This is a genomic window from Bailinhaonella thermotolerans, from assembly GCF_003594875.1.
GTDB lineage: Bacteria > Actinomycetota > Actinomycetes > Streptosporangiales > Streptosporangiaceae > Bailinhaonella > Bailinhaonella thermotolerans.
The window spans coordinates 111,078-133,557 of the sequence record NZ_QZEY01000013.1 but is presented as its reverse complement, the minus strand read 5'-3'; the positions used below and the strand labels follow the sequence as shown (position 1 = coordinate 133,557).

The following is a 22,480-nucleotide window of genomic DNA, read 5'->3' as shown; positions in this document are numbered from 1 at the left end:
ACCGTGAGTAGCGATGATCGGACGTATACCAATCCTCGACATCCAGCCTGTCGTCGACTGCGGCCGGTGGCCCGCCAAGTCGGCCGCCGGCGAGACCTTCCAGATCAGCGCCACAGTCTTCCGCGAGGGTCATGACGCGGTGGCGGCCGGCGTGGTCCTCACGTCCCCCGAGGGGGGACGGGGACGCCTGACGTTCATGCGCGAGGTCGCCGAGGGCACCGACCGCTGGGCGGCCGAAGTCACCCTGCGTGACGAGGGCACCTGGCGCTTCCACGTGGAGGCCTGGGGCGACCCGATCGCCACCTGGCTGCACGACGCCGGGATCAAGATCCCCAGGGGCATGGACGTGGACCTCATGTGCGAGGAGGGCGCCCTGCTCTTCGAACGCGCGGCCAAGGCCGTGCGCGCGGCGGACTGCCCGGCGGACCCCGAGAGCGCCGCGGAGCCCCGCGCGGCGGCGAGCGCCGGGGCGCGGGCGGGCACCCGGGAGTGCGGTCACCGCGCCGCGCTGCTGGAGGTCGCCGCCCGCCTGCGCGACGACGACCTGGACCCGCGCGCCCGGCTGGCCTACGCCCAGTCGGCCGAGACCGCCTCGCTGCTGGCCGCCCACCCGCTGCGCGACCTGGTCACCAAGTCCGCGAAGTTCCCCGTGCTGGTCGAGCGCCGCCGCGCGCTCTACGGCTCGTGGTACGAGTTCTTCCCCCGGTCGGAGGGCGCGATCGTCGAGGAGGACGCGCCGCCCAGGTCCGGGACCTTCCGCACGGCCGCGCACCGGCTGCCGGCGGTCGCGCGGATGGGGTTCGACGTCGTCTACCTGCCGCCCATCCACCCGATCGGCACGACCAACCGCAAGGGGCGCAACAACACGCTGCACGCCGAGCCGTACGACCCGGGGTCGCCCTGGGCGATCGGGTCGCGGGACGGCGGGCACGACGCGATCCACCCGGACCTGGGCACGATCGAGGACTTCGACGCGTTCGTGGGCCGCGCGCGGGAACTGGGCCTGGAGGTGGCGCTGGACCTGGCGCTGCAGTGCTCCCCGGACCACCCGTGGGTCAAGGAGCACCCCGAGTGGTTCACCGAGCGGGCGGACGGCTCGATCGCCTACGCCGAGAACCCGCCGAAGAAGTACCAGGACATCTACCCGGTGAACTTCGACCGGGACCCCGAGGGCATCTACGCCGAGGTCCTGCGGGTCGTGCGGCACTGGATGGACCACGGCGTGCGGATCTTCCGCGTGGACAACCCGCACACCAAGCCGGTGGCCTTCTGGGAGCGGCTGATCGGCGAGATCCGGACCACCGACCCGGACGCGATCTTCCTGGCCGAGGCGTTCACCCGCCCGGCGATGATGCACACGCTGGCCAAGATCGGTTTCCAGCAGTCCTACACCTACTTCACCTGGCGGAACTCCCGGCAGGAGCTGGAGGAGTACCTCGGCGAGCTGGCGCACGGCACCGCGCATTTCATGCGGCCGAACCTGTTCGTCAACACGCCCGACATCCTGCACGAGTATCTTCAGCACGGCGGCGCCCCGGCCTTCAAGATCAGGGCCGTCCTCGCCGCCACCATGTCCCCCACCTGGGGCGTCTACGCGGGCTATGAACTGTGTGAGAACGTCCCGGTTCGCCCCGGCAGCGAGGAGTACCTCGACAGCGAGAAGTATCAGTACAAACCCCGGGACTGGGTGGCGGCCGAACGCGAGGGCCGCAGTCTCGCCCCCTTCATCACCCACCTCAATCTTTTCCGCAGGGCCCACCCCGCCCTCCAGGAACTGCGTAACCTACGTTTCCACGGCTCCGACCAGCCGGAGATCATCTGTTACTCCAAACGGCTGCCGGGCGCCTACGACGCCGCGACCCGGCGGCGGGCCCCCGGGGACGTGGTCCTGGTGGTCGTGAACCTGGACCCGCACAACGTCCGCGAGGCGACAGTGTCGCTGGACATGCCGGCCCTGGGGCTCGACTGGCACTCGGAGTTCGTCGTGGACGACGAGATGTCGGGGGAGTCCTACCGCTGGCGTCAGTCGAATTACGTGCGCCTGGACCCGAGGGCCCATCCCGCCCACGTGTTCACCGTTCGAGCGCCCTTCTCGAACCATCGTTGACCTCGGACAGCGAGCCTCTGAGCGAGCTGAGAAGCCCACTCACCCAGCGGAGCGAGACGCAGTGGCGAATCCGACAGTGCCCGACTCTGGACCGGTCCCGGACACCTTCGACGAGGAGCAGCCCCGAGACCCGTACTGGTACAAGCGCGCCGTCTTCTACGAGGTCCTGATCCGCGGGTTCTACGACTCCAGCGGAGACGGGACCGGGGACATCCGCGGCCTGATCCAGAAGCTCGACTACCTGAAGTGGCTCGGGGTGGACTGCCTCTGGCTGCTGCCCATCTACGAGTCCCCGCTGCGCGACGGCGGCTACGACATCTCGGACTACCTGAAGATCCTTCCGGAGTTCGGGGACCTCGGCGACTTCGTGAAACTGGTCGAGGAGGCCCACAAGCGCGGCATGCGGGTCATCGCGGACCTGGTCATGAACCACACCAGCGACCAGCACCCGTGGTTCCAGGCCTCGCGCCACGACCCGACGGGCCCGTACGGCGACTTCTACGTCTGGTCGGACACCGACGAGCCGTACAAGGACGCCCGGATCATCTTCGTGGACACGGAGACGTCGAACTGGACGCACGATCCGGTGCGCGGGCAGTACTACTGGCACCGGTTCTTCTCCCACCAGCCCGACCTGAACTACGACAATCCAGCCGTTCAGGACGCGATGCTGGAGGTCCTGCGGTTCTGGCTGGACCTGGGCATCGACGGGTTCCGCATGGACGCCATCCCGTACCTGTACGAACGGGAGGGCACCAACTGCGAGAACCTCAAGGAGACGCACGAGTACCTCCGCCGGGTCCGGGCCGAGGTGGACCGGCTCTACCCCGACCGGGTGCTGCTGGCCGAGGCCAACCAGTGGCCGGCGGACGTCGTGGAGTACTTCGGCGACCCGGTGACCGGCGGGAACGAGTGCCACATGGCGTTCCACTTCCCGCTCATGCCGCGCATCTTCATGGCCGTGCGGCGGGAGCAGCGGTACCCCATCTCCGAGATCCTCGCCCAGACCCCGAAGATCCCCGAGCACTGCCAGTGGGGCATCTTCCTGCGCAACCACGACGAGCTGACCCTGGAGATGGTCACCGACGAGGAGCGCGACTACATGTACGCGGAGTACGCCAAGGACCCGCGCATGCGCGCCAACGTCGGCATCCGGCGGCGGCTGGCGCCGCTCCTGGACAACGACCGCGATCAGATCGAGCTGTTCACCGCGCTGCTGCTGTCGCTCCCGGGCTCGCCGGTGCTCTACTACGGCGACGAGATCGGGATGGGCGACAACATCTGGCTGGGGGACCGGGACGGCGTGCGCACGCCGATGCAGTGGACCCCGGACCGCAACGCCGGGTTCTCCGACTGCGACCCCGGCCGCCTCTACCTGCCGGTGATCATGGATCCGATCTACGGGTACCAGGCGATCAACGTCGAGGCGCAGCAGAAGCACTCGGGATCGCTGCTGCACTTCACCCGGAAGATGATCCAGATCCGCAAGCGCCACCCGGTCTTCGGGCTGGGCGACTTCACGGAGCTGACCTGCTCCAACCCGAGCATTCTGGCCTACGTCCGGGAGATGGACGGCGACCGCGTGCTCTGCGTGAACAACCTCTCGCGGTTCCCGCAGCCCGTCGAACTCGATCTGCGGCGGTTTGAGGGGGTGACACCGGTGGAATGCATGGGCGGAGTTCAGTTCCCGGCAATTGGTGAATTGCCGTATCTGCTCACTTTGCCGGGGCATGGCTTCTACTGGTTCACCCTGCCGCAGACCAAGCACAGTGCAGAGGAGACGTGACGACTTCCCTTCAAGCGCTCCTGGCCGGATGGATCTCGGGACAACGGTGGTTCGCGGGCAAGGGACGCGCGATCGACGAACTCACCGTCATCTCCGACATCGAGCTCACCGACGATGACCCGGGGATGCGGCACCTCGTGCTGGCCGTACGCCAGGGCGAGAACGTCGACCACTACCAGCTCCTGGTGGGGCTGCGCGCGGAACTGCCGGATCGGCTGCGCCACGTGGAGATCGGGCCGGTGGAGTTCGCCGGCCGGACCGCCGTGGCGTACGACGGGCTGCACGACACGGCGCTCACGCGGCTGCTGCTGCGGGCCATGTCCGGTGGCGAGGACTTCGGCGGCCTGCGGTTCCGGGGCGACGCCGGGCTCCGGACCGACCTGCGCAGCCTGGTGGTCACCGCCGAGCAGTCCAACACCTCGCTGGTGTTCGGGGACATCTACATACTTAAGCTGTTCCGCCGCCTCAACGCGGGGCTGAACCCCGAGCTGGAGATCGTCTCGGCGCTGGCGGAGCGGGGCTCGCCGCACGTCGCCAGGCCGTACGGCCACATCGAGCTGGAGGGGACGACCTGCGCGATCCTGCAGGAGTTCCTGGCGGGGGCCAGCGACGGATGGTCGCTGGCCACCACCAGCGTGCGCGACTTCTACGCCTCCCCCGAGGGGCTGGGGGCGGCGGACGTGGGCGGCGACTTCGCGGCCGAGGCCGAGCGGCTGGGCGCGGCGACCGCCGAGGTGCACCAGGAGCTCGCGGCCGCGTTCCCCACCGGGGAGCTCGACCGCGACGACCTGGTGCTGCTGGCCACCGGCATGCACAAGCGCCTGGAGCACGCGCTCTCGGAGGTCGCGGAGATGGCTCCGTACGCCGAGGGGATCATGCGGGTGTTCGACGCGCTCGCGATGCTCGGGCGCGCCGAGACGGTGCAGCGGGTGCACGGCGACTACCACCTCGGGCAGGTCATGCGCACCACCGACCGGTGGGTCGTGCTCGACTTCGAGGGCGAGCCGGGGCAGCCCCTGGCCGAGCGGCGCGCGCTGTCCTCGCCGCTGCGCGACGTGGCGGGCATGCTGCGCTCGTTCGAGTACGCCGCCCGGCACCTGCTCGTCCCCGAGGCGGGCGCGGCCGAGCCGGCGGCGGGCTCGGACCAGGCGCTGGAGGAGGCCCGCGCCGCCGAGTGGGCGGCGCACAACCGGGCGGCCTTCATGAACGGGTACGCCACGGGCGGCACCGACCCGCGCGACCACGCGGTCCTGCTGCGCGCGCTGGAACTGGACAAGGCGGTCTACGAGGTGCTCTACGAGGCGCGCAACCGGCCCTCCTGGCTGCGCATCCCGCTGGGCTCCCTGGAGGAATACCGCCAGCCGTGATCAGTCCGCATGTAACGGCACTTATCGGAGAGGGTAAGAACGTCGGACTCTGCGGCAGGGAGGATCCGTTCGACCGTGAACGCCGGTGTGAACACTGAGGAGATCGACCGCCTAGTCGGCGGCGCCCACCACGACCCCCACTCGATCCTCGGCGCCCACCCGGGCCCCGGCGGGATCGTCGTCCGCGCGCTGCGCCCCCTGGCCACCTCCGTCGAGGTGATCGTCGGCGAGCACGCGTATCCCATGAAGCACGTGCACAACGGCGTGTTCGAGGCCACGGTCCCCGGCGAGAAGGTGCCGGACTACCGGCTGCGCGTGACCTACGAGGGCGCGGAGCCCCACGAGACCGACGACCCCTACCGGCACTGGCCGACCCTGGGCGAGGTGGACCTGCACCTGATCGGGGAGGGCCGCCACGAGGAGCTGTGGAAGGTGCTCGGCGCGCACGCGCACGAGGGCGGCACGGCCTTCGCGGTGTGGGCCCCCAACGCGCGCGGCGTGCGGGTCGTGGGCGACTTCAACCACTGGGACGGGACCGGGTTCCCGATGCGCTCGCTCGGCTCCAGCGGCGTGTGGGAGCTGTACGTCCCCGGCGTCGGGGACGGCGCGCGGTACAAGTTCCAGATCCTCGGGCCCGACGGCACGTGGCGGACCAAGGCCGACCCGATGGCGCAGGCCACCGAGCACCCCCCGGCGACCGCGTCGGTGGTCTTCACCTCGTCGTACGCCTGGGGCGACGGCGCGTGGATGGACCGGCGCGCGAGCCGTACCCCGATCAGCGAGCCGATGAGCGTCTACGAGGTGCACCTGGGGTCGTGGCGGCCGGGGCTGTCCTACCTGGAACTGGCGGACCAGCTCGTGGAGTACGTCCGCGACATGGGCTTCACGCACGTGGAGCTGCTGCCGGTGGCCGAGCACCCGTTCGGCGGATCGTGGGGGTACCAGGTCACGTCGTACTACGCGCCGACGTCGCGCTTCGGGAACCCCGACGAGTTCCGGCACCTGGTGGACCGCCTGCACCAGGCGGGCGTGGGGGTGCTGCTGGACTGGGTGCCCGCGCACTTCCCGATGGACGACTGGGCGCTGGCGCGGTTCGACGGGACGCCGCTGTACGAGCACGCGGACCCGGCGCGGGGCGAGCACCCGGACTGGGGCACGTTCGTCTTCGACTACGGGCGGCGCGAGGTGCGCAACTTCCTGGTCGCGAACGCGGTGTTCTGGCTGGAGGAGTTCCACATCGACGGGCTGCGCGTGGACGCCGTGGCCTCGATGCTCTACCTGGACTACTCGCGCCGCGAGGGGGAGTGGACCCCCAACGTGTACGGCGGGCGCGAGAACCTGGACGCGGTGTCGTTCCTGCAGGAGATGAACTCGGTCTGCTACCGGCGCGCGCCGGGGATCATCACGGTGGCGGAGGAGTCCACCGCCTGGCCCGGGGTGACGCGGCCGGTCCACCTGGGCGGGCTCGGGTTCGGGTTCAAGTGGAACATGGGCTGGATGCACGACACCCTGTCGTACCTCCGGCACGAGCCGATCTTCCGCCAGTACCACCACCACGAGCTGACGTTCTCGCTGCTCTACGCCTTCTCCGAGAACTACGTGCTGCCGCTGTCGCACGACGAGGTGGTGCACGGCAAGGGGTCGCTGCTGGGCAAGATGCCCGGCGACGAGTGGCAGCGGTTCGCCCAGCTCCGGGCGCTGTACGCGTTCATGTGGGCGCATCCGGGCAAGCAGCTCCTGTTCATGGGCTCGGAGTTCGGGCAGGGCAACGAGTGGTCCGAGGAGCGCGGGCTCGACTGGTGGGTGCTGGACTTCGACTACCACCAGGGCGTGCGGCGGCTCGTGCGCGACCTCAACCGGCTGTACGGCGAGACGCCCAGCCTCTACGAGGTGGACAACCGCCCCGAGGGGTTCCGCTGGATCGACGCCGACGACGCCCGGGGCAACGTGATCTCCTTCCTCCGGCTGGACGCGGCCGGGAACCCGCTGGCCTGCGTGGTGAACCTCGCCGGCGGGCCGCACGAGGGGTACCGGCTGGGGCTGCCGCTGCCGGGGGTCTGGCGCGAGGTGCTCAACACCGACGCCTACGACTACGGCGGCAGCGGCGTGGGCAACCTGGGCGCGGTCGAGGCGGTCGAGGAGGAGTGCCACGGCCTGCCGTACTCCGTGACGATGCGGGTGCCGCCGCTGGGCGCGGTCTGGCTCCGCCCGGAGCCGGGCGCCGCCGCCGGGACCCCGGGCGCGGCCGTCGAGGCCGAGCCGATCGCCCAGGTCCCGCCGCCGGTCGTCCCGGTCCCGCCACCGGTTCCCCCTTCCGGGTGAGCCGGTCCCTGCCCGTGGGGGAGGCCCGCGGGCAGGGGGTCCCGGGACGATGACGGGGTGAACGAGGCGACTGACACGAGTGCGGGACGGACGCGGCGCTGGCCCGGGTACGGCGCGGCGGCCTGGGGCTTCCTCTTCGCCGCCCCCAGCGTCTACTGGGCCTTGGGCGGCACGTCCGGGATCACCTCCACGATCTCGCCGGCCCTGGTGGACCTGGCCGAACGGCGCGTGCCCTGGTTCGTGGCGACCCTGTGGGTCACGGCGGCGCTCAAGGTCGCGGGCGGCCTGCTGGGGCTGGCCCTGCTCCGCCGCTGGGGCCGCCTGGCCAGTCTCCTGCTGGAACTGGCCTCCTGGGGCGCGGCCGTCCTCCTGGCCTGGCACGGACTGCAGTTCATCGGGCAGGGCGCGCTGATCGCGGCGGGCGTGAGCGAGGTGCCGCCGGAGATCGACTCCGTCGTCCGCTGGTACACCTTCCTCTGGGGCCCCTGGTTCATCCTCGGCGGCGTCCTCCTGGCCCTCGCCGCACGGGCCCACCGCCCCCTGCTCCCCGACCCGCGGGCCGCGCGCCACGCCGCCCTCCTGGGCGCCCTGGGGGCGGCCGTCGTCTCCGCCTCCATGCTCGTCCTCGGCATCGGCTGACCTCGCCGGTGTGATCGGTCGATCCCGCGACACGGGGGCGTCGCCCGCGGCGCGGGATCGGCCGTCGCGGGGACGGAGCCGAATGGCCGGCGCCCCCGCGGGAAGGCGGGGCGGAAATGTCGGTGGCGGGTGGCAGAGTGGCGCGCGGTGGGGTCGCGAGGCCCTGGCGGGGGACCTCACGGCGACACGGCCACGGCACGGCGACGAGACGGCCACGGCACGGCCACGATGAGGAGGCCCTTATGGGTGAGGTGACGTCGCGGGACGGCACGCGGATCGTCTACGACAGGGCCGGGGACGGGCCGCCGCTGATCCTGGTGAGCGGGGCGCTGTGCGACCGGCACTACCAGACGCCGCTGGCCGAGCGGCTGGCCGCCGACTTCACGGTCTACAACCACGACCGCCGGGGGCGCGGCGAGAGCACCGCCCCCGCGCCGGTCTCCCGGGAGGCCGAGGTCGAGGACATCGCGGCGCTGGTCCGGGAGGCCGGCGGCACGGCCTTCGTCTACGGGATCTCCTCCGGCGGCGGGCTGGCCCTGGAGGCGGCCGCCGCCGGCGTCGGGGTGGCCAAGGTCGCGGCCTACGAGCCGCCCTACAACCCCGACGACGCCGCGATGGTCCGCGACACGCTCGCCTACCACGCCGAGCTGACGCGGATCCTGGCCGAGGGGCGCGACTGGGACGCCGTCGCCCTGTTCATGAAGGGCGTGGGCATGCCGGACCACGCCATCGAGGGCATGCGCTCCCCGGCCATGGAGCGGATGGGCCCGGCGCTCGCGCACGACTCGGCGGTCATGGGCGACGCCGAGGGCGGGCGGGTCCCGGCCGGCCGGTTCGCCGTGATCGGCGTGCCGGCCCTGGTGCTGACCGGGAGCGAGACCTATCCGTTCATGCACGCGGCGGCCCGTGAGATCGCCGAGGCCGTCAAGGGCGCCGAGCACCGCGTCCTGGAGGGCCAGACCCACCAGGTGGACTTCGACGTCCTGGCCCCGGTCCTGCGCGACTTCTTCCGCGCCTGACCGCCCCGGACCCGTCTTCGCGCCCGCCCCGGGCTCGTCCCGGAACCGGCTCCCGGACCCGCGGCCCCCCGCGTACCCGGCGCCGCGGCCGCCTTCCCCGGCCGCCCTTCCCGCGCCGGGCCACCCCCTCCCCGCGCCGCGGGCGGGAGCCGTACGCCGGGCGCGAAGACGGCTCCGCTAGCCTGGCGTCCCCAGAATCCACCAGCGAAAAGGGCGAGTGCCGGTCGTGGAGCTAGTTCATTCCGGGAAAGTGCGCGACGTCTACGAGGACGGCGGGGATCTGATCCTCGTGGCGTCGGATCGCGTGTCGGTGTACGACGTGATCCTGCCCACGCCGATCCCCGACAAGGGGAAGGTGCTGACCCGGCTGTCGTTGTGGTGGTTCGAGCGGCTGGCCGACATCGTGCCCAACCATGTGATCTCCGCGACCGACGTGCCCCACGAGTTCGCCGGCCGCGCCGTACGCGTGCGGAAGCTGAGGATGGTGCAGGTCGAGTGCATCGCGCGGGGCTACCTCGCGGGGCTCGGGCTGCGGGAGTACCGGGCCGGCGGGGCCGTGTCCGGGGTGGCGCTGCCGCCGGGGCTGACCGAGGGGTCGCAGCTCCCCGCGCCGGTGTTCACGCCGACGTCGAAGGCGGCGGTGGGCGAGCACGACGAGTTCATCACCTACGACGACGTCGTGGCCCAGGAGGGCGCGGAGATCGCGGAGCGGCTGCGTGAGACCACCCTCGCGGTCTACCGGCGCGGCGCGGAGCTGGCCCGCGAGCGCGGTGTGATCATCGCGGACACCAAGCTGGAGTTCGGCTGGGACGCCGACGGCGGGCTCGTCCTCGGCGACGAGGTCCTCACGCCCGACTCCTCCAGGTTCTGGCCGCTGGACGAGTGGGAGCCGGGCCGGCCGCAGCGCTCCTTCGACAAGCAGTACGTCCGCGACTGGGCGGCCGGGACCGGGTGGGACAAGACCTATCCCGCGCCGGAGATCCCGGCCGATGTCGTCGCGGCCACCCGCGCCCGCTACATCGAGGCGTACGAGCGGATCACGGGCGAAAGCTGGTAGAACGCCGCCCGGTCCTTGCCTGGTCGGGCTGACGGGAATCAGCCGCGCGGGTAAGGCTATGGACCATGGGAGCCGACGAATGGACGTTCGAGGGCCAGCCGACCGCGATCGGGGCCGCCGACGTCACGCTGGTCGAGGGCAACTCGTTCTGCGTCTGCGCGCGGAGCGGTGACATCCACCCCGGCGGGGCCCAGGGGGTCTACTACGCCGACACCCGCCTGCTGAGCCGCTGGGAGCTGCGGGTGGACGACGAGCCGGTGGAACCGCTCCAGGTGCTGCCGGCCGAGCCGTACCACGCGACGTTCGTGGGGCGGGCCCGGCCGCGCCCGGGGCGGGCGGAGAGCACCCTCCTGGTGACGCGGGAACGGTACGTCGGGGCGGGCATGCGCGAGGACGTGACGCTGACCAACATGGCCGGCGAGCCCGCGGCCTGCGTGGTCACCCTGCTGGCCGGGTCGGACGTGGCCGACCTGTTCGAGGTCAAGTCCGACCGGGTCCGGCACGTGGGCGACGTCGAGGGCGGGGCCGAGCGGGGCGCGCTGCGGTTCTACTCGCCGGGCCGGGCGCGCGGGGCGCGGGTGACGGCCGAGGACGCGCAGGCCGTCCCGGGGCTGCTGACGTTCCCGGTGGTGGTGCCCGCGCGGGGCCGCTGGCGGGCCACCGTACAGGTCCATCCGATCATGAACGGGCGGGAGGTCCCGCCGACGTTCCCCGCGCAGCACCCGCCCGAGCAGGCCGAGCCCGCGCGCAGGCTGGCCCAGTGGGAGCGGGAGAGCCCGCGGGTGGACACCCGGCACCAGGGGCTGGCGCGGGCGCTGCGCCGGTCGCGGGAGGACCTGGGCGCGCTGCGGCTGTTCGACGAGGAGGAGCCGGCCACGATCGCCGCCGGGGCGCCCTGGTTCATGACGCTGTTCGGGCGCGACTCGCTGCTCACCTCGTGGATGGCGCTGCCGCTGGACCAGTCCCTCGCGCTGGGCACGCTGCGGCGGCTGGCCGGGCTCCAGGGCCGCCGCGACGACCCGATGACCGAGGAGGAGCCCGGCAAGATCATGCACGAGCTGCGGTTCGGCATGACCGTCACGCAGGACAGCGCCGCCGCCGAGCCCCGCGCCTACTACGGATCGGTGGACTCGACGCCGCTCTTCGTGATGCTCCTCGGCGAGCTGCGCCGCTGGGGGCTGCACACGGACGAGGTGGACGCCCTGCTCCCGCACGCGGACGCCGCCCTGGGGTGGATCGAGCGCTCGGCGGACGGCCAGGGGTTCGTCTCCTACCGGCGGCGCACCGACCGGGGCCTGATCAACCAGGGCTGGAAGGACTCCTTCGACGGGATCAACTTCGCCGACGGCACCCTGGCCCGCGCCCCGATCGCGCTCGCCGAGATGCAGGGGTACGTCTACGCCGCCTACATCGCCCGCATGCACTTCGCGCACGAGCAGGGCGACGCCACCGCCGAGGAGCACTACGCCGCCCGCGCCGCCGCGCTCAAGAGGGCCTTCAACGAGCGGTTCTGGCTGCCCGACCGGGGCTACTACGCGGTGGGCCTGGACTGGGCCGGGCGGCCGATCGACGCGCTGGCCTCCAACATGGGCCACTGCCTGTGGACGGGCATCGCCGACGAGGACAAGGCCGCCTCGGTCGCCGAGCACCTGCTGTCGCCGCAGATGTTCTCCGGGTACGGCGTGCGCACCCTGGCTTCCGGCATGGGCGCGTACAACCCGATGAGCTACCACAACGGCTCGGTCTGGCCCCACGACAACGCGATCATCGTCGCCGGGCTGATCCGGTACGGCTTCGCGGAGGAGGCCCAGCGCGTCACCCTCGGCCTGCTCGACGCCGCGGAGGCGTTCGGGGGGCGGCTGCCCGAGCTGTTCTGCGGGTTCGACCGCTCGGAGTTCGGCACGCCCGTGCCGTACCCGACGTCCTGCTCGCCCCAGGCGTGGGCGGCGGCGGCCCCGATCCTGCTCCTGCGGAGCCTGCTGCGGTTCGACCCGTGGGTGCCGTACGGGAAGGTGTGGCTCGCCCCCGCCGTACCCGAGGAGCTGGGGGACGTGCTGATCACGGGGCTGCCGATGGCGGGCGCGCGGATCGACGTGGAGGCGCGGCAGGGGAGGCCCCCGCGCGCGCCGGGGCTGCCGGAGGGCATCGAGCTGATCACCACCCCGCGCCGGCCGCTGACGGCGACCGGCCCGTGCGACTGACGGCGGCGGTCCCTGGCGGCTCATGCCGGCCGTCCCGCGCGACCGATGGCGACCGCCTCGGGTGACGGGCGCGGGGCGGTCCCGCGTGACTCGTGGGGCACGGAGCGTTAGCAGTCGTCGCCTGGGGTGATAAAGCGCACGTGGGCATCTCGGCGACGGGCAAGCAGCGTCCCGGGGGAGATCCGGGGGTCCCGCGGAGGAGGTGTCTTCGCCATGGGCGATGGGGTCGTCGGCACGGGGCTTCGGATCGCGATGGTGGCGCCGCCCTGGTACGGCGTGCCGCCGCAGGGCTACGGCGGCATCGAGGCGATGGTGGCGGACCTGGTGATCGGGCTCCACGCCCGGGGCCACGAGATCACGCTCATCGGCGCGGGGGGCACGGCGACGCCCGCGCGGTTCCTGCGCACGTTCGAGGACCCGCCCTCGACCCGGATCGGGGAGTCGCTGCCGGAGGCGGTGCAGGCCGCCGCGGCGGCGCGGCTGGTCGCGGGGCTGGACGTGGACCTCGTGCACGACCACTCGCTCTGCGGGCCGGTCGCCGCCCGGGGCCGCGCGATCCCGACCGTGGCGACCATGCACGGGCCCGCCTCGGGGGAGCTGCTGGAGTACTACCGCTGGCTGGGCGACTCGGTCTCGCTGGTGGCGATCTCGCGGGCGCAGCGGGCCCGCGCCCCCGAGCTGAACTGGGCGGGCACGGTGCACAACGCCGTGCAGGTGGGCACGTTCCCGGTCCGTGTGGACAAGGAGGACTGGGTGCTCTGGCTGGGCCGGTTCAGCCCGGACAAGGGCGTGCACCAGGCCATCGACGTCGCCCGCGAGGCGGGCCGCCGGATCGTGCTCGCGGGGAAGCTGTCCGAGCCGCCGGAGCACGAGTACTTCGACCGCTTCGTCCGCCCCCGCCTCGGCCCGCACGCGGAGTACGTCGGCGAGGCGGACTACCACGAGAAGCGCGAGCTGCTCTCCCGCGCCCGCTGCCTGGTCTTCCCCATCCAGTGGGAGGAGCCCTTCGGCATCGTGATGATCGAGGCCATGGCCTGCGGCACGCCGGTCGTCGCCCTCGGCCGGGGCTCCGTCCCGGAGGTGGTCGTGGACGGCCGCACCGGCTTCATCCGCCGGACCGAGGCCGACCTCCCCGCCGCCGTGGACCGCGCCCACGAGATCGACCCTCTGGCCTGCCGCGAGCACGCCGAGCGGCATTTCGACGTCGCCTCCATGGCCGAGCGCTACGAGCGCGTCTACCGCGACGTCCTGGCCGCCCGCCCCGCCCGGCCCGACGCGGCGGCCGCCCGTCCCCGCCCGGCCCCCCACGTCACGACCAGGCCGCACGCCGCCCCCGCCCCGCCGGTGGTCGGCACGGCCTGACGGCGGCCCCGTGACGCCTCCCCGGCGGCGTGGGGGCGCGGGGGTGTTTCGCTAGGCTCGGGGGGACGGGTCGGCCGAGGTGTCAGGAGGCTTGTGTGGGCGAGTTCGTGCGGGTCGAGACGGCGGACGGGATCGCGACGATCAGGCTGGACCGGCCGAAGATGAACGCGTTGAACGCGCAGGTCCAGGAGGAGATCGCGGAGGCCGCGGCCCAGGTGGACGCGGACGCGGGCGTCTACGCGGCGATCGTGTACGGCGGGGAGCGGGTGTTCGCGGCGGGCGCGGACATCAAGGAGATGGCCGACATGTCGTACGCCGACATGGCGGCGCGGTCCGGCCGGCTCCAGGCGTGCTTCACGGCCGTCGCGGAGATCGGCAAGCCGGTGATCGCGGCGATCACCGGGTACGCCCTCGGCGGCGGCCTCGAACTCGCCCTGTGCGCCGACTTCCGGGTCGCGGGGGAGAGCGCGAAGGTGGGCCAGCCGGAGATCCAGCTCGGCCTGATCCCGGGCGCGGGCGGCACCCAGCGGCTGCCGCGGCTGATCGGCCCGGCGCGCGCCAAGGACCTGGTCTTCACCGGCCGCCACGTCGCCGCCGAGGAGGCGCTGGCCATCGGGCTCGTGGACCGCGTGGTGCCCGACGCCGAGGTCTACGACGCCGCCAGGGAGTTCGCCGCCAAGTTCGCGGGCGGCCCCGCCCTCGCGGTGCGCGCGGCCAAGCAGGCGATCGACCACGGCCTGGAGGCCGACCTCGCCACCGGCCTGGAGATCGAGCGCCTCCAGTTCGCCTCGCTGTTCGCGACCGAGGACGCCCGCGAGGGCATGCGCGCCTTCAGCGAGCGCGCCAAGCCGAAGTTCACCGGCCGCTGAGCCGTTCCGGTACGGCCGACGCGAGCGCCGGCCGTACCGGACGGGAGAAACCGCCGCGAGCCGTACGGCACGGCGGAGGACGGGCGCGGAGAAGGGCGGCGCGGGGCGGCGGCCGGGAACGGCCGGGAACGGCCGGGAACGGCCGGGAACGGCTGAAGACCGCCGAGAACGGTCGGGGACGGTCGGGGACGGTCGGGAACGGTTGAGAACGGAGAGTCGGGGATGAAGGTCTATCTGTCCGTGGACATGGAGGGCGTCACCGGGCTGACCGACCCGGAGGAGATGCACGCGGGCGGGCGCGGGTACGAACGCGGGTGCGAGCTGATGACGGCCGACGCCAACGCGGTGATCGAGGCGGCGTTCCTGCGCGGCGCGGAGGCCGTGGTGGTCAACGACGCGCACAGCTCCACGAAGAACCTGCGCGTGGACCTGATCGACCCGCGCTGCACGCTGATCCGGGGCCCGTACAAGCCGATGCGGATGGGCCAGGGGCTGGACGCCTCCTTCGACGCGGCGTGCTTCGTCGGGTACCACGCGTGCGCGGGCACCCCGAACGGCGTGCTCAACCACACCTGGATGGGCAAGGAGATCCAGAACGTCTGGATCAACGGCGAGATCTCCGGCGAGACGCGGCTCGTCGCGGGGTACGCCGGGTCGCTCGGCGTGCCCGTGGTGCTGGTGACCGGCGACGAGGCGGTCTGCGAGGAGGCGCGGGCGCTGCTCGGCGACGTGGAGACGGTCGCGGTCAAGAAGGGCATCGACAAGTTCTCGGCCGAGCTGGTCCCGCCCGCCCGGGCCCAGGAGATGATCGGCGAGGCCACGCTGCGGGCCCTGGACCGGCGGGCGGACTTCCGGCCGTACACCATCGAGGCGCCCTACACCCTCGCCGTCGAGTGGAACTCCACGGCCATCGCCGCCTCGTGCGCGAACATCCCGGGCGTACGGCTCGCGGGCCCCCGCCACACGGAGTTCACCACGGAGGACTACGGCGACATCATGGCCCTCTTCGGGATCTTCTCCATGATCGCCGGCACCGTGGCCTGCTCCAGCGGCGTCTACGGCTGACCCACCCCGAAACCCACCCCGAAACCCACCCCGCAAGCCCCGTAACCCTGCGGAAGCCCAACCCCGGAAGCCCAACCCCGGAGGACCAACCCGGAGGACCAACCCGGAGGACCAACCTGGGGAGCCCAACCTCCGAGGGGGCAACCTCGGGAGAGCGACCTCGGGAGAGCGACCTCCGGAACCATCCTCGCGGGGGCCGTCCCTCCGGGGCCCTCCCGTTCTCCGGGATCCCCATCCCGCCCCCCGCCGCCGTCCCTTCCTCGCCGTGATCATGCGGTTTTGAGCACACGGTGTGATTAAAAGTGCATGATCACGAAGAGGGAGGGGGCGGGTTGTCCACAGGGGCGGGGGATCGGGCTCGGGGAGTCCGGCGGAGGTGGTGTATTGGACCTGTCGAGATCGAGTGGGAGGAGAGGAAGATGACGGTGGAGCTGGGGACGCTGGACTGGGCGCCGGCGCGGGAGCGGCTGGAGATCCTCGGGGCGCCGGTCGCGGCGGCCGTGGCCGCGGGCGGGTTCGGGGACGAGCTCGTCGCGGCGGAGATCGACCCGGAGCTCTCCGACACGGCGGCGTTCTGCGAGCGGTACGGCGTGGCGCTCGCCGCGTCCGCGAACTGCGTGATCGTGAGCGGGAAGCGCGAGGGCGTGGTGCGGTACGCCGCCTGCATGGTGCCGGCGAACGCCCGCGCCGACGTGAACGGCGTCATCCGCAAGCGGCTGGACGTCCGGAAGGTGTCGTTCGCCCCGATGGACACGGCCGTGGAGCTGACGGGCATGGAGTACGGCGGCATCACGCCCGTCGGGCTGCCCGCGGACTGGCCGGTCCTGGTGGACGAGGCGGTGGCCGCCATGCCGTACGCCGTGATCGGCAGCGGGGTGCGGCGGTCGAAGCTGGCCGCGCCGGGCAAGGTGCTCGCGGACCTGCCGGGGGCGGAAGTACTGCCGTTGACCATGTGAAACACCGAGATACGGCGTGAGGCCCGAAACCTTCGGGCCCGCCCGCGCGTCGTATGGACAGGGAATGTGTCCACATGGTTCATCTCACGGGCGGTGTATCGGCAGGTATGGTGCTGACTGCCATGAATCAGGACGACAGGCTCGGCCCGTACCGCCTGCTGCGTCGACTGGGCGAGGGCGGCATGGGCGTCGTTCACCTCGCGCAGGACTCGCAGGGCAGGCAGGTCGCCGTGAAGGTGCTGCGCGGCGACATCGCCGGAGACGACGTCGCCCGGCGACGGCTCGCGCGCGAGGTCGAGACCATGCGCCGGGTCCGGAGCGGGTACATCGCCGAGGTCGTGGACGCCGACGTGACCGGGCGGCGGCCGTACATCGTGACCCAGTACGTCCCCGGACGTCCCCTCGATGACGTGGTCAAGCAGGACGGGCCGCTGGAGGGCGAGGCGCTCGTACGGCTGGCCGCCGGGATCGCCAAGGCGCTGGCGGCCGTGCACGAGGCCGGGGTGGTGCACCGCGACCTCAAGCCCAGCAACGTCATGCTGGTGCGCGGCGACCCGGTGCTGATCGACTTCGGCATCGCGCAGGCGGTGGACTCGACCCGGCTGACGCAGACCGGCATGTTCATCGGCACCCCGGGCTACCTCGCGCCCGAGATCATCGAGGGTGACGCGACCGGCCCGGGGGCCGACGTGCACGCCTGGGCCGGCACGGTCCTGTTCGCGTGCACCGGCAAGCCGCCGTTCGGCAGCGGCTCGCTGGAGATGGTCTTCTACAACATCACCACCGGCCGCGCCGACGTGGACTCGGCCCCGGCGCCGCTGCGGCCGCTGCTGCGCGCCGCGTTCGCCCGCGACCCCAAGGACCGGCCGGGCGCCGCGTTCCTGGCCGAGCAGGTCGCGCGCCTGTCCCTCGGTCCCTCCCGGCCCGCGGGCCACCCCAGCGAGATCCCCACCGAGCCCCGGTTCAGCACCGGCGACCTGCCGCACACCGGCATGATCAGCGAGGTCCCGCCCGCCCCGCAGGCGGTCCCGCCGCCCCCGCGCACGCTCCCTCCCGCCGTCCCCGGCCCGGCCGCGGCCCGCGACGACGCGGAGCCGTACGTCTCGCTGCTCGGCGACCAGGGCGGGCGGCCCGTCCACGCCCCGGACGAGCAGCGGCTCCCGGCGGCCGAGCCCGAGCCGGAGAAGCCCGCCGTCCCCCCGGCGGACGACCTGTGGCCCACGGTCCGCGTGACGCTGGACGACGTGCCCACCCACCGGGTGGACCTCGACCAGATCCCCACCGACCCCGAGGCCCCGCCCGGGCAGCCCGGCCCCACGCGCGCCTACACCGGCGTCGTGCGCCCCGAGGACCTCCCGGCCCCGCCCGACCGCCGCGACGCCTGGCCCGACCCGGCACGGCGGGAGTCCCGCGCGGACGCGCCCACGGTCCGGCACGACCCGCCCGCCTACCCGCCCCCGGCCTACCCGCAGCCGCAGTACCCACCGCCCGTGCCGTACACCCCGCCGGCGGCGGCCGCGCCGCAGCGGCAGGGCCGGGTGTACGGCAAGCCGCGGGCGGCCAGTTCCGGCCCGCACCCGGTCGCGGCGGGATACCAGAGCTCGGTCGCCGGGCGCTCGGTGGTCTACCGGGTCGTGAGCGGCCTGCTGCTGACGATCATGGTCGGCTGCGCCGTGCTCGCGCCCGCGCTGGTGATCATCGTGGCGGTGCCGTTCGCGCTGCTGCTGCGCGCCGCCGACGCCGCCCACGACGAGCTCGCCCTGGCCCGGGCCCGCAGCGGCGGCTCGGCCGCCCTCGACGTGTTCAGCGTGTTCGGCAACCCCGCCGCGCTCGGCAAGTCCGCGGCCGTGACCGCGGCGCTCCTGCCGTACGCGATCATCCTGGGGCTGCCGGTCACGCTGCTGCTGACGATCACACTCCGTGACGTCCCCGTGGTCAATGCCTTAAGCTGGGGCGCTGCGACGTTCTTGTGGACGATGTGTGCCGGACCCGGCGTGGAGGGGCCGAAACGGCAGATGGAGCGGGTGCTGGGGGCACTCGTGCCGGGACGTCAGGCGTCCATGGCGCTGGCCTGGCTGCTGGGGGTGATCGCGTTCTTCGTCGCGTTGCTGGCGCTGTCCACCCTGCGCTCAGGGGCCGCGCCCGTGGTCTGGAGCCCGTTCGACGTCTCGGGTCTGGGAACGGAGTTGCAGGGACTGCGGGACAAGGCCAATTGACCACTGCTGAGGGGAGCATGTAGGTGACCGGAACCGCGGCAGATTCGCAGGAGCGGGTCGGGCCCTATCTCCTGCGGCGGCGCATCGGCGAGGGCGGCATGGGGGTCGTCCACCTCGCCGTGGACCCCGAGGGGCGCGAGGTCGCCGTCAAGGTCCTGCACCCGCACGTCGCGGGGAACGAGCAGGCCAGGCGCAGGCTCGCGCGCGAGGTCGAGACCATGCGGCGCATCCGCAGCCCGCACGTCGCCGAGGTCATCGACGCGGACGTGACCGCTCGCAGCCCCTACATCGTGACCCGGTACGTCCACGGGAGGTCGCTGGACCAGACCGTGATGGAGGACGGGCCGCTGCGGGGCGATGAGCTGGTCCGGCTGATCCGCGGCCTGTCCGCCGCGCTCGTGGCGATCCACGAGGCCGGGGTCATCCACCGCGACCTCAAGCCCGGCAACGTCATGATCGTGCACGGCGAGGCGCTGGTCATCGACTTCGGCATCGCCCACCTCGTGGACGGCACCCGGCTGACCCAGACCGGCATGTTCGTCGGCACCCCCGGCTACCTCGCGCCCGAGGTGCTCCAGGACAGCGAGATCACCCAGGCCGCCGACATCCACTCGTTCGGATCCACGGTCTACTACGCCGCCACCGGCAAGGGCCCGTTCGGCTCCGGCTCGTTCGAGGCGATCTGCTTCAACGTCATGGAGGGCCGCGCCGACCTGTCCGCAGCGCCGGGCTGGCTGCGGCCGTTCCTGGCCGAGACGCTGGACGTCGAGGCGCGCCGCCGGCCCACCGCGCGAGCCGTTCGCGCCAAGGCCCAGGAGCTGGTCCCGGGGGTGTCGCCCGCGCGCGACGACGGGCACGGGCACACGAAGGTCTTCAGCCGCGAGGACACGTTCTCCGACCTGCTGCCGCCGGTGAACTACGCCGAGCCGCCGCCCCGGCCCCCGCGCCGGGAGTCCCGGCAGGCCAGGAACCAGGAGGCGCCTCCGGCCGTGGTCGCGCCGCCGCCCGTGCCCGACGCCCGGGCCGCGGCCTACCCGCCGCCGGACCGGCGGGCCCAGCCGGCCTACGACCGGCAGGTGGCCGGGCCGCGGGAGTACCGCGCGCTGCACCCGCTGCACGCGGCGCTGCTGCTGGCGATCGTGGTCGGGCTGGCGGCCATGCTGCCGGTGCTGACCTGCGCGTTCCTCCTGGTGATCGTGGTCGGCCTGCGGGTCGGGGACCGCCTCTACCGGGGCGTGGAGCAGCGGCGCTCGGTGCGCGGGGGCAACGGGAACGACGCGATGCTGGCGGTGCTCGGCACCCCCATGGCGCTGGCGCGGGCCGTGCTCGCCACCGCGCTGAGCGGGATCCTGTCGTTCGCGTTCGGCTTGTGCGTGTGGGGCGGGCTCAAGTGGCTGGCCGGGCTCGGCACCGACCGGGCGGCGGCCTACGGCGCGGCCGCCTTCGCGGCCGGGTTGTTCGTGCTGCCCGGCGGGGCGGCCCCGCGCCGCGCCGTGATGCGGACCCTGACCGCGGTGATCCCCAGCCGGCAGGTCATGATGGTGTCGGGCCTCGTGCTGGGCGTGCTCGCGTTCTTCCTGGTCGCGATGGCGCTCGGGGCGAGTCCCACGTGGACGCCGTGGCGTCCGCCGTCCAAGGTCATCAGTGAACTCGTCTCCGAGGGGCGCGACACCACATGGGAATTCATCACCGGACTCGTCAACGACTTCATCGGCCGGATCGGGATTAGGATCTAGATTCAGGTCATGGAGGCGATCGGACCGTACCGCCCGCTCTCCCGTCTGGGAGCCGGGGGGTTCGGTGAGGTCCACCTCGCCCTCGACCCGGCGGGACGCACCGTCGCGGTCAAGGTCATCCATCCGCACATCGCCGGCGACGAGGCCGCCCTGGCCCGGATTGCGCGCGAGGTCGAGACCATGCGCCTGCTCCGCGGCCCGCACGTCGCCGAGCTCCTCGACGCCTCCCTCGCCGGCGACCGCCCCTACCTCGTGACCCGCTACGTCCAGGGCCGCCCCCTGGGCGCGGTCGTCGCCGAGTCCGGCCCGCTGCGCGGCGACGATCTCGTACGGCTCGCGCGGGGCCTGTCCCTGGCGCTCGCGTCGATGCACGCGGCCGGCGTGGTCCACCGCGACCTCAAGCCCGGGAACGTGATCTGGGCCGACCGGTCGCCGGTGGTGATCGACTTCGGCATCGCGTACGCCCTGGACTCGCCCTCGGTCACCACCACCGGCGCCGTCCTGGGCACCCCCGGCTACCTCGCGCCCGAGGTCCTGGAGGGCGGCGACGCCGGTCCGGCCGCCGACGTGTTCTCCTGGGCGGCCACGCTGGCGTTCGCCGCGACCGGGCGGCAGCCGTACGGCGTGGGGCCGCCCGCGGCGGTCGGGTATCGCGTCGTGCACCACGAGCCGGACCTCGAAGGGGTGCCGGGCTGGCTGGAGGAGGTGCTGCGGCCGGCCTTCGCCCGGGACCCGGACCTGCGCCCGTCGGCGGGGGAACTGTGCGATGCCCTCGGCGTCGAGCGTCCGGCCCCGGCCGCGCGCGGGGAGGAGTTCGCCGAGGGGGCGTCCCACGGCGGAGCGCCGATCCCGTTCGCGGGCGGCGTCCCTCCCGGCGGGCCGGAGCCGCGCGCCGCCGGGCCGGGGCCCGCGCCGTACCCTCCGGCGGGCGGCCTGGACGCGCGGGGGATGGACACGGCGGCGGGCATGGGGATGGACGCGGGGTCCGGCACGGCGGCGGCGCTGGGGGCCGAGGCGGTGGGCGGCCCGGCGGACGTCGCGCCCCGGTCCAGGAGACGGCGGCGCGGCGGGGTCGCGCAGGAGACGACGCAGTCCATGCGGGTGAAGCGCCCGCCGAGCCCCGAGGAGGCGCGGGCGCGGTACGCCGAGCGGGTGCGCACCCGGTGGGTGATCGGCGGCGGGGTGGTCGTGGCGCTGGTGTCGGCGGCGGCGCAGGAGTACCTGGAGGAGGTCTTCCTGCTGATGCTGTCGGCGTACGTCCTGGCCGTGACGCTGGACGCGATCGTGGTGACGGTGGTGCGGTGGCGGGGGCCGCGGCTGCGGCGCGTGCTGGTGGACCTGCTGTCGGGGCTGGGCGTGGTCGGGCTCTCGATCGGGCTGTCGGCGGCGTTCAGCACGTTCACGCTCGCGCTCGTGGTCCTGGGCGTACTGGTTCTGCTGGGTTTCGTCGCGATGGTCGGCTGAACCGCCGCCGTTCTGGAATAAAGTTCGGTGGTGAGGTTTGCGAGCAAGCTACTCGTGGGTAACATGAGCGAGGGGGACAAGGGAGTCCCCGTTCGCCCGTGGTCGCCTGCGGGTGGCGGGCTCCCAGGCCACCCGGCGTCCTCGCCGGCCACCGATCGGGCTCGACCCGATGTCGGAAGGTTCGGGGGCGTTTGGCAGTCTTGGGGCATGCCTGACGAGCGTTGCCCGTCGGACGCGCCTCTGGCACTTCGTGCGCGCGCCGCGCGTACGTCCTTGGAATCCGGCGCCAGCCGCTCGCGGTGGCGCACGCGAAC

Annotated in this window: 15 protein-coding genes; all 15 read left to right on the top strand. The window is 73.0% G+C overall.

The genetic code is table 11. The features are described 5' to 3' along the window. Window positions 1-13 precede the first annotated feature (13 nt). The 15 genes from D5H75_RS27680 to D5H75_RS27610 all read left to right on the top strand — a co-directional run bounded on the left by D5H75_RS27680 (window position 14) and on the right by D5H75_RS27610 (window position 22,166). Window positions 14-2,107, top strand: coding sequence for an alpha-1,4-glucan--maltose-1-phosphate maltosyltransferase (locus D5H75_RS27680; RefSeq protein ID WP_119929481.1), 2,094 nt, complete (start codon window positions 14-16; stop codon window positions 2,105-2,107). A gap of 76 nt (window positions 2,108-2,183) precedes the next feature. Continuing rightward, entirely contained in the window at window positions 2,184-3,893 is a 1,710-nt protein-coding gene (gene treS, locus D5H75_RS27675; RefSeq protein WP_119929480.1) for a maltose alpha-D-glucosyltransferase, read from the top strand. After that, on the top strand, window positions 3,890-5,260 hold the full coding sequence (locus tag D5H75_RS27670) for a maltokinase N-terminal cap-like domain-containing protein (RefSeq protein WP_119929479.1): 1,371 nt from the start codon (window positions 3,890-3,892) through the stop codon (window positions 5,258-5,260). Before treS ends, D5H75_RS27670 begins: the two co-directional genes overlap by 4 nt. 87 nt (window positions 5,261-5,347) lie before the next feature. Beyond that, complete coding sequence (gene glgB / locus D5H75_RS27665) at window positions 5,348-7,582, top strand: 1,4-alpha-glucan branching protein GlgB (protein ID WP_242454553.1); 2,235 nt, start codon at window positions 5,348-5,350, stop codon at window positions 7,580-7,582. A 57-nt stretch (window positions 7,583-7,639) separates the two neighbouring features. Beyond that, window positions 7,640-8,221, top strand: coding sequence for a DUF3995 domain-containing protein (locus D5H75_RS27660; RefSeq protein ID WP_119929477.1), 582 nt, complete (start codon window positions 7,640-7,642; stop codon window positions 8,219-8,221). Between the two features lie 242 nt (window positions 8,222-8,463). Beyond that, window positions 8,464-9,240, top strand: a complete 777-nt coding sequence (locus tag D5H75_RS27655) for an alpha/beta fold hydrolase (protein WP_119929476.1) — start codon at window positions 8,464-8,466, stop codon at window positions 9,238-9,240. A gap of 226 nt (window positions 9,241-9,466) precedes the next feature. Beyond that, window positions 9,467-10,297 (top strand): phosphoribosylaminoimidazolesuccinocarboxamide synthase, encoded by an 831-nt coding sequence (locus tag D5H75_RS27650; RefSeq protein ID WP_119929582.1) that lies wholly within the window; start codon window positions 9,467-9,469, stop codon window positions 10,295-10,297. 65 nt (window positions 10,298-10,362) lie between these two features. After that, window positions 10,363-12,498, top strand: coding sequence for an amylo-alpha-1,6-glucosidase (locus tag D5H75_RS27645; RefSeq protein ID WP_119929475.1), 2,136 nt, complete (start codon window positions 10,363-10,365; stop codon window positions 12,496-12,498). A 213-nt stretch (window positions 12,499-12,711) separates the two neighbouring features. Further along, entirely contained in the window at window positions 12,712-13,860 is a 1,149-nt protein-coding gene (locus D5H75_RS27640; RefSeq protein ID WP_119929474.1) for a glycosyltransferase family 4 protein, read from the top strand. Between the two features lie 95 nt (window positions 13,861-13,955). Further along, window positions 13,956-14,729, top strand: a complete 774-nt coding sequence (locus D5H75_RS27635; RefSeq protein ID WP_119929473.1) for an enoyl-CoA hydratase/isomerase family protein — start codon at window positions 13,956-13,958, stop codon at window positions 14,727-14,729. 222 nt (window positions 14,730-14,951) lie between these two features. Then, entirely contained in the window at window positions 14,952-15,794 is an 843-nt protein-coding gene (locus D5H75_RS27630; RefSeq protein ID WP_119929472.1) for a M55 family metallopeptidase, read from the top strand. 419 nt (window positions 15,795-16,213) lie between these two features. Then, complete coding sequence (locus tag D5H75_RS27625) at window positions 16,214-16,750, top strand: YbaK/EbsC family protein (protein ID WP_119929471.1); 537 nt, start codon at window positions 16,214-16,216, stop codon at window positions 16,748-16,750. Window positions 16,751-16,872: 122 nt separating this feature from the next. Beyond that, window positions 16,873-18,966, top strand: a complete 2,094-nt coding sequence (locus D5H75_RS43500) for a serine/threonine-protein kinase (protein WP_202638568.1) — start codon at window positions 16,873-16,875, stop codon at window positions 18,964-18,966. Between the two features lie 23 nt (window positions 18,967-18,989). Then, window positions 18,990-20,702, top strand: a complete 1,713-nt coding sequence (locus tag D5H75_RS27615) for a serine/threonine-protein kinase (protein WP_242454552.1) — start codon at window positions 18,990-18,992, stop codon at window positions 20,700-20,702. A gap of 9 nt (window positions 20,703-20,711) precedes the next feature. Then, a complete protein-coding gene (locus D5H75_RS27610) occupies window positions 20,712-22,166 on the top strand; it encodes a serine/threonine-protein kinase (protein ID WP_119929470.1) in 1,455 nt (484 codons plus the stop codon). Window positions 22,167-22,480 lie beyond the last annotated feature (314 nt).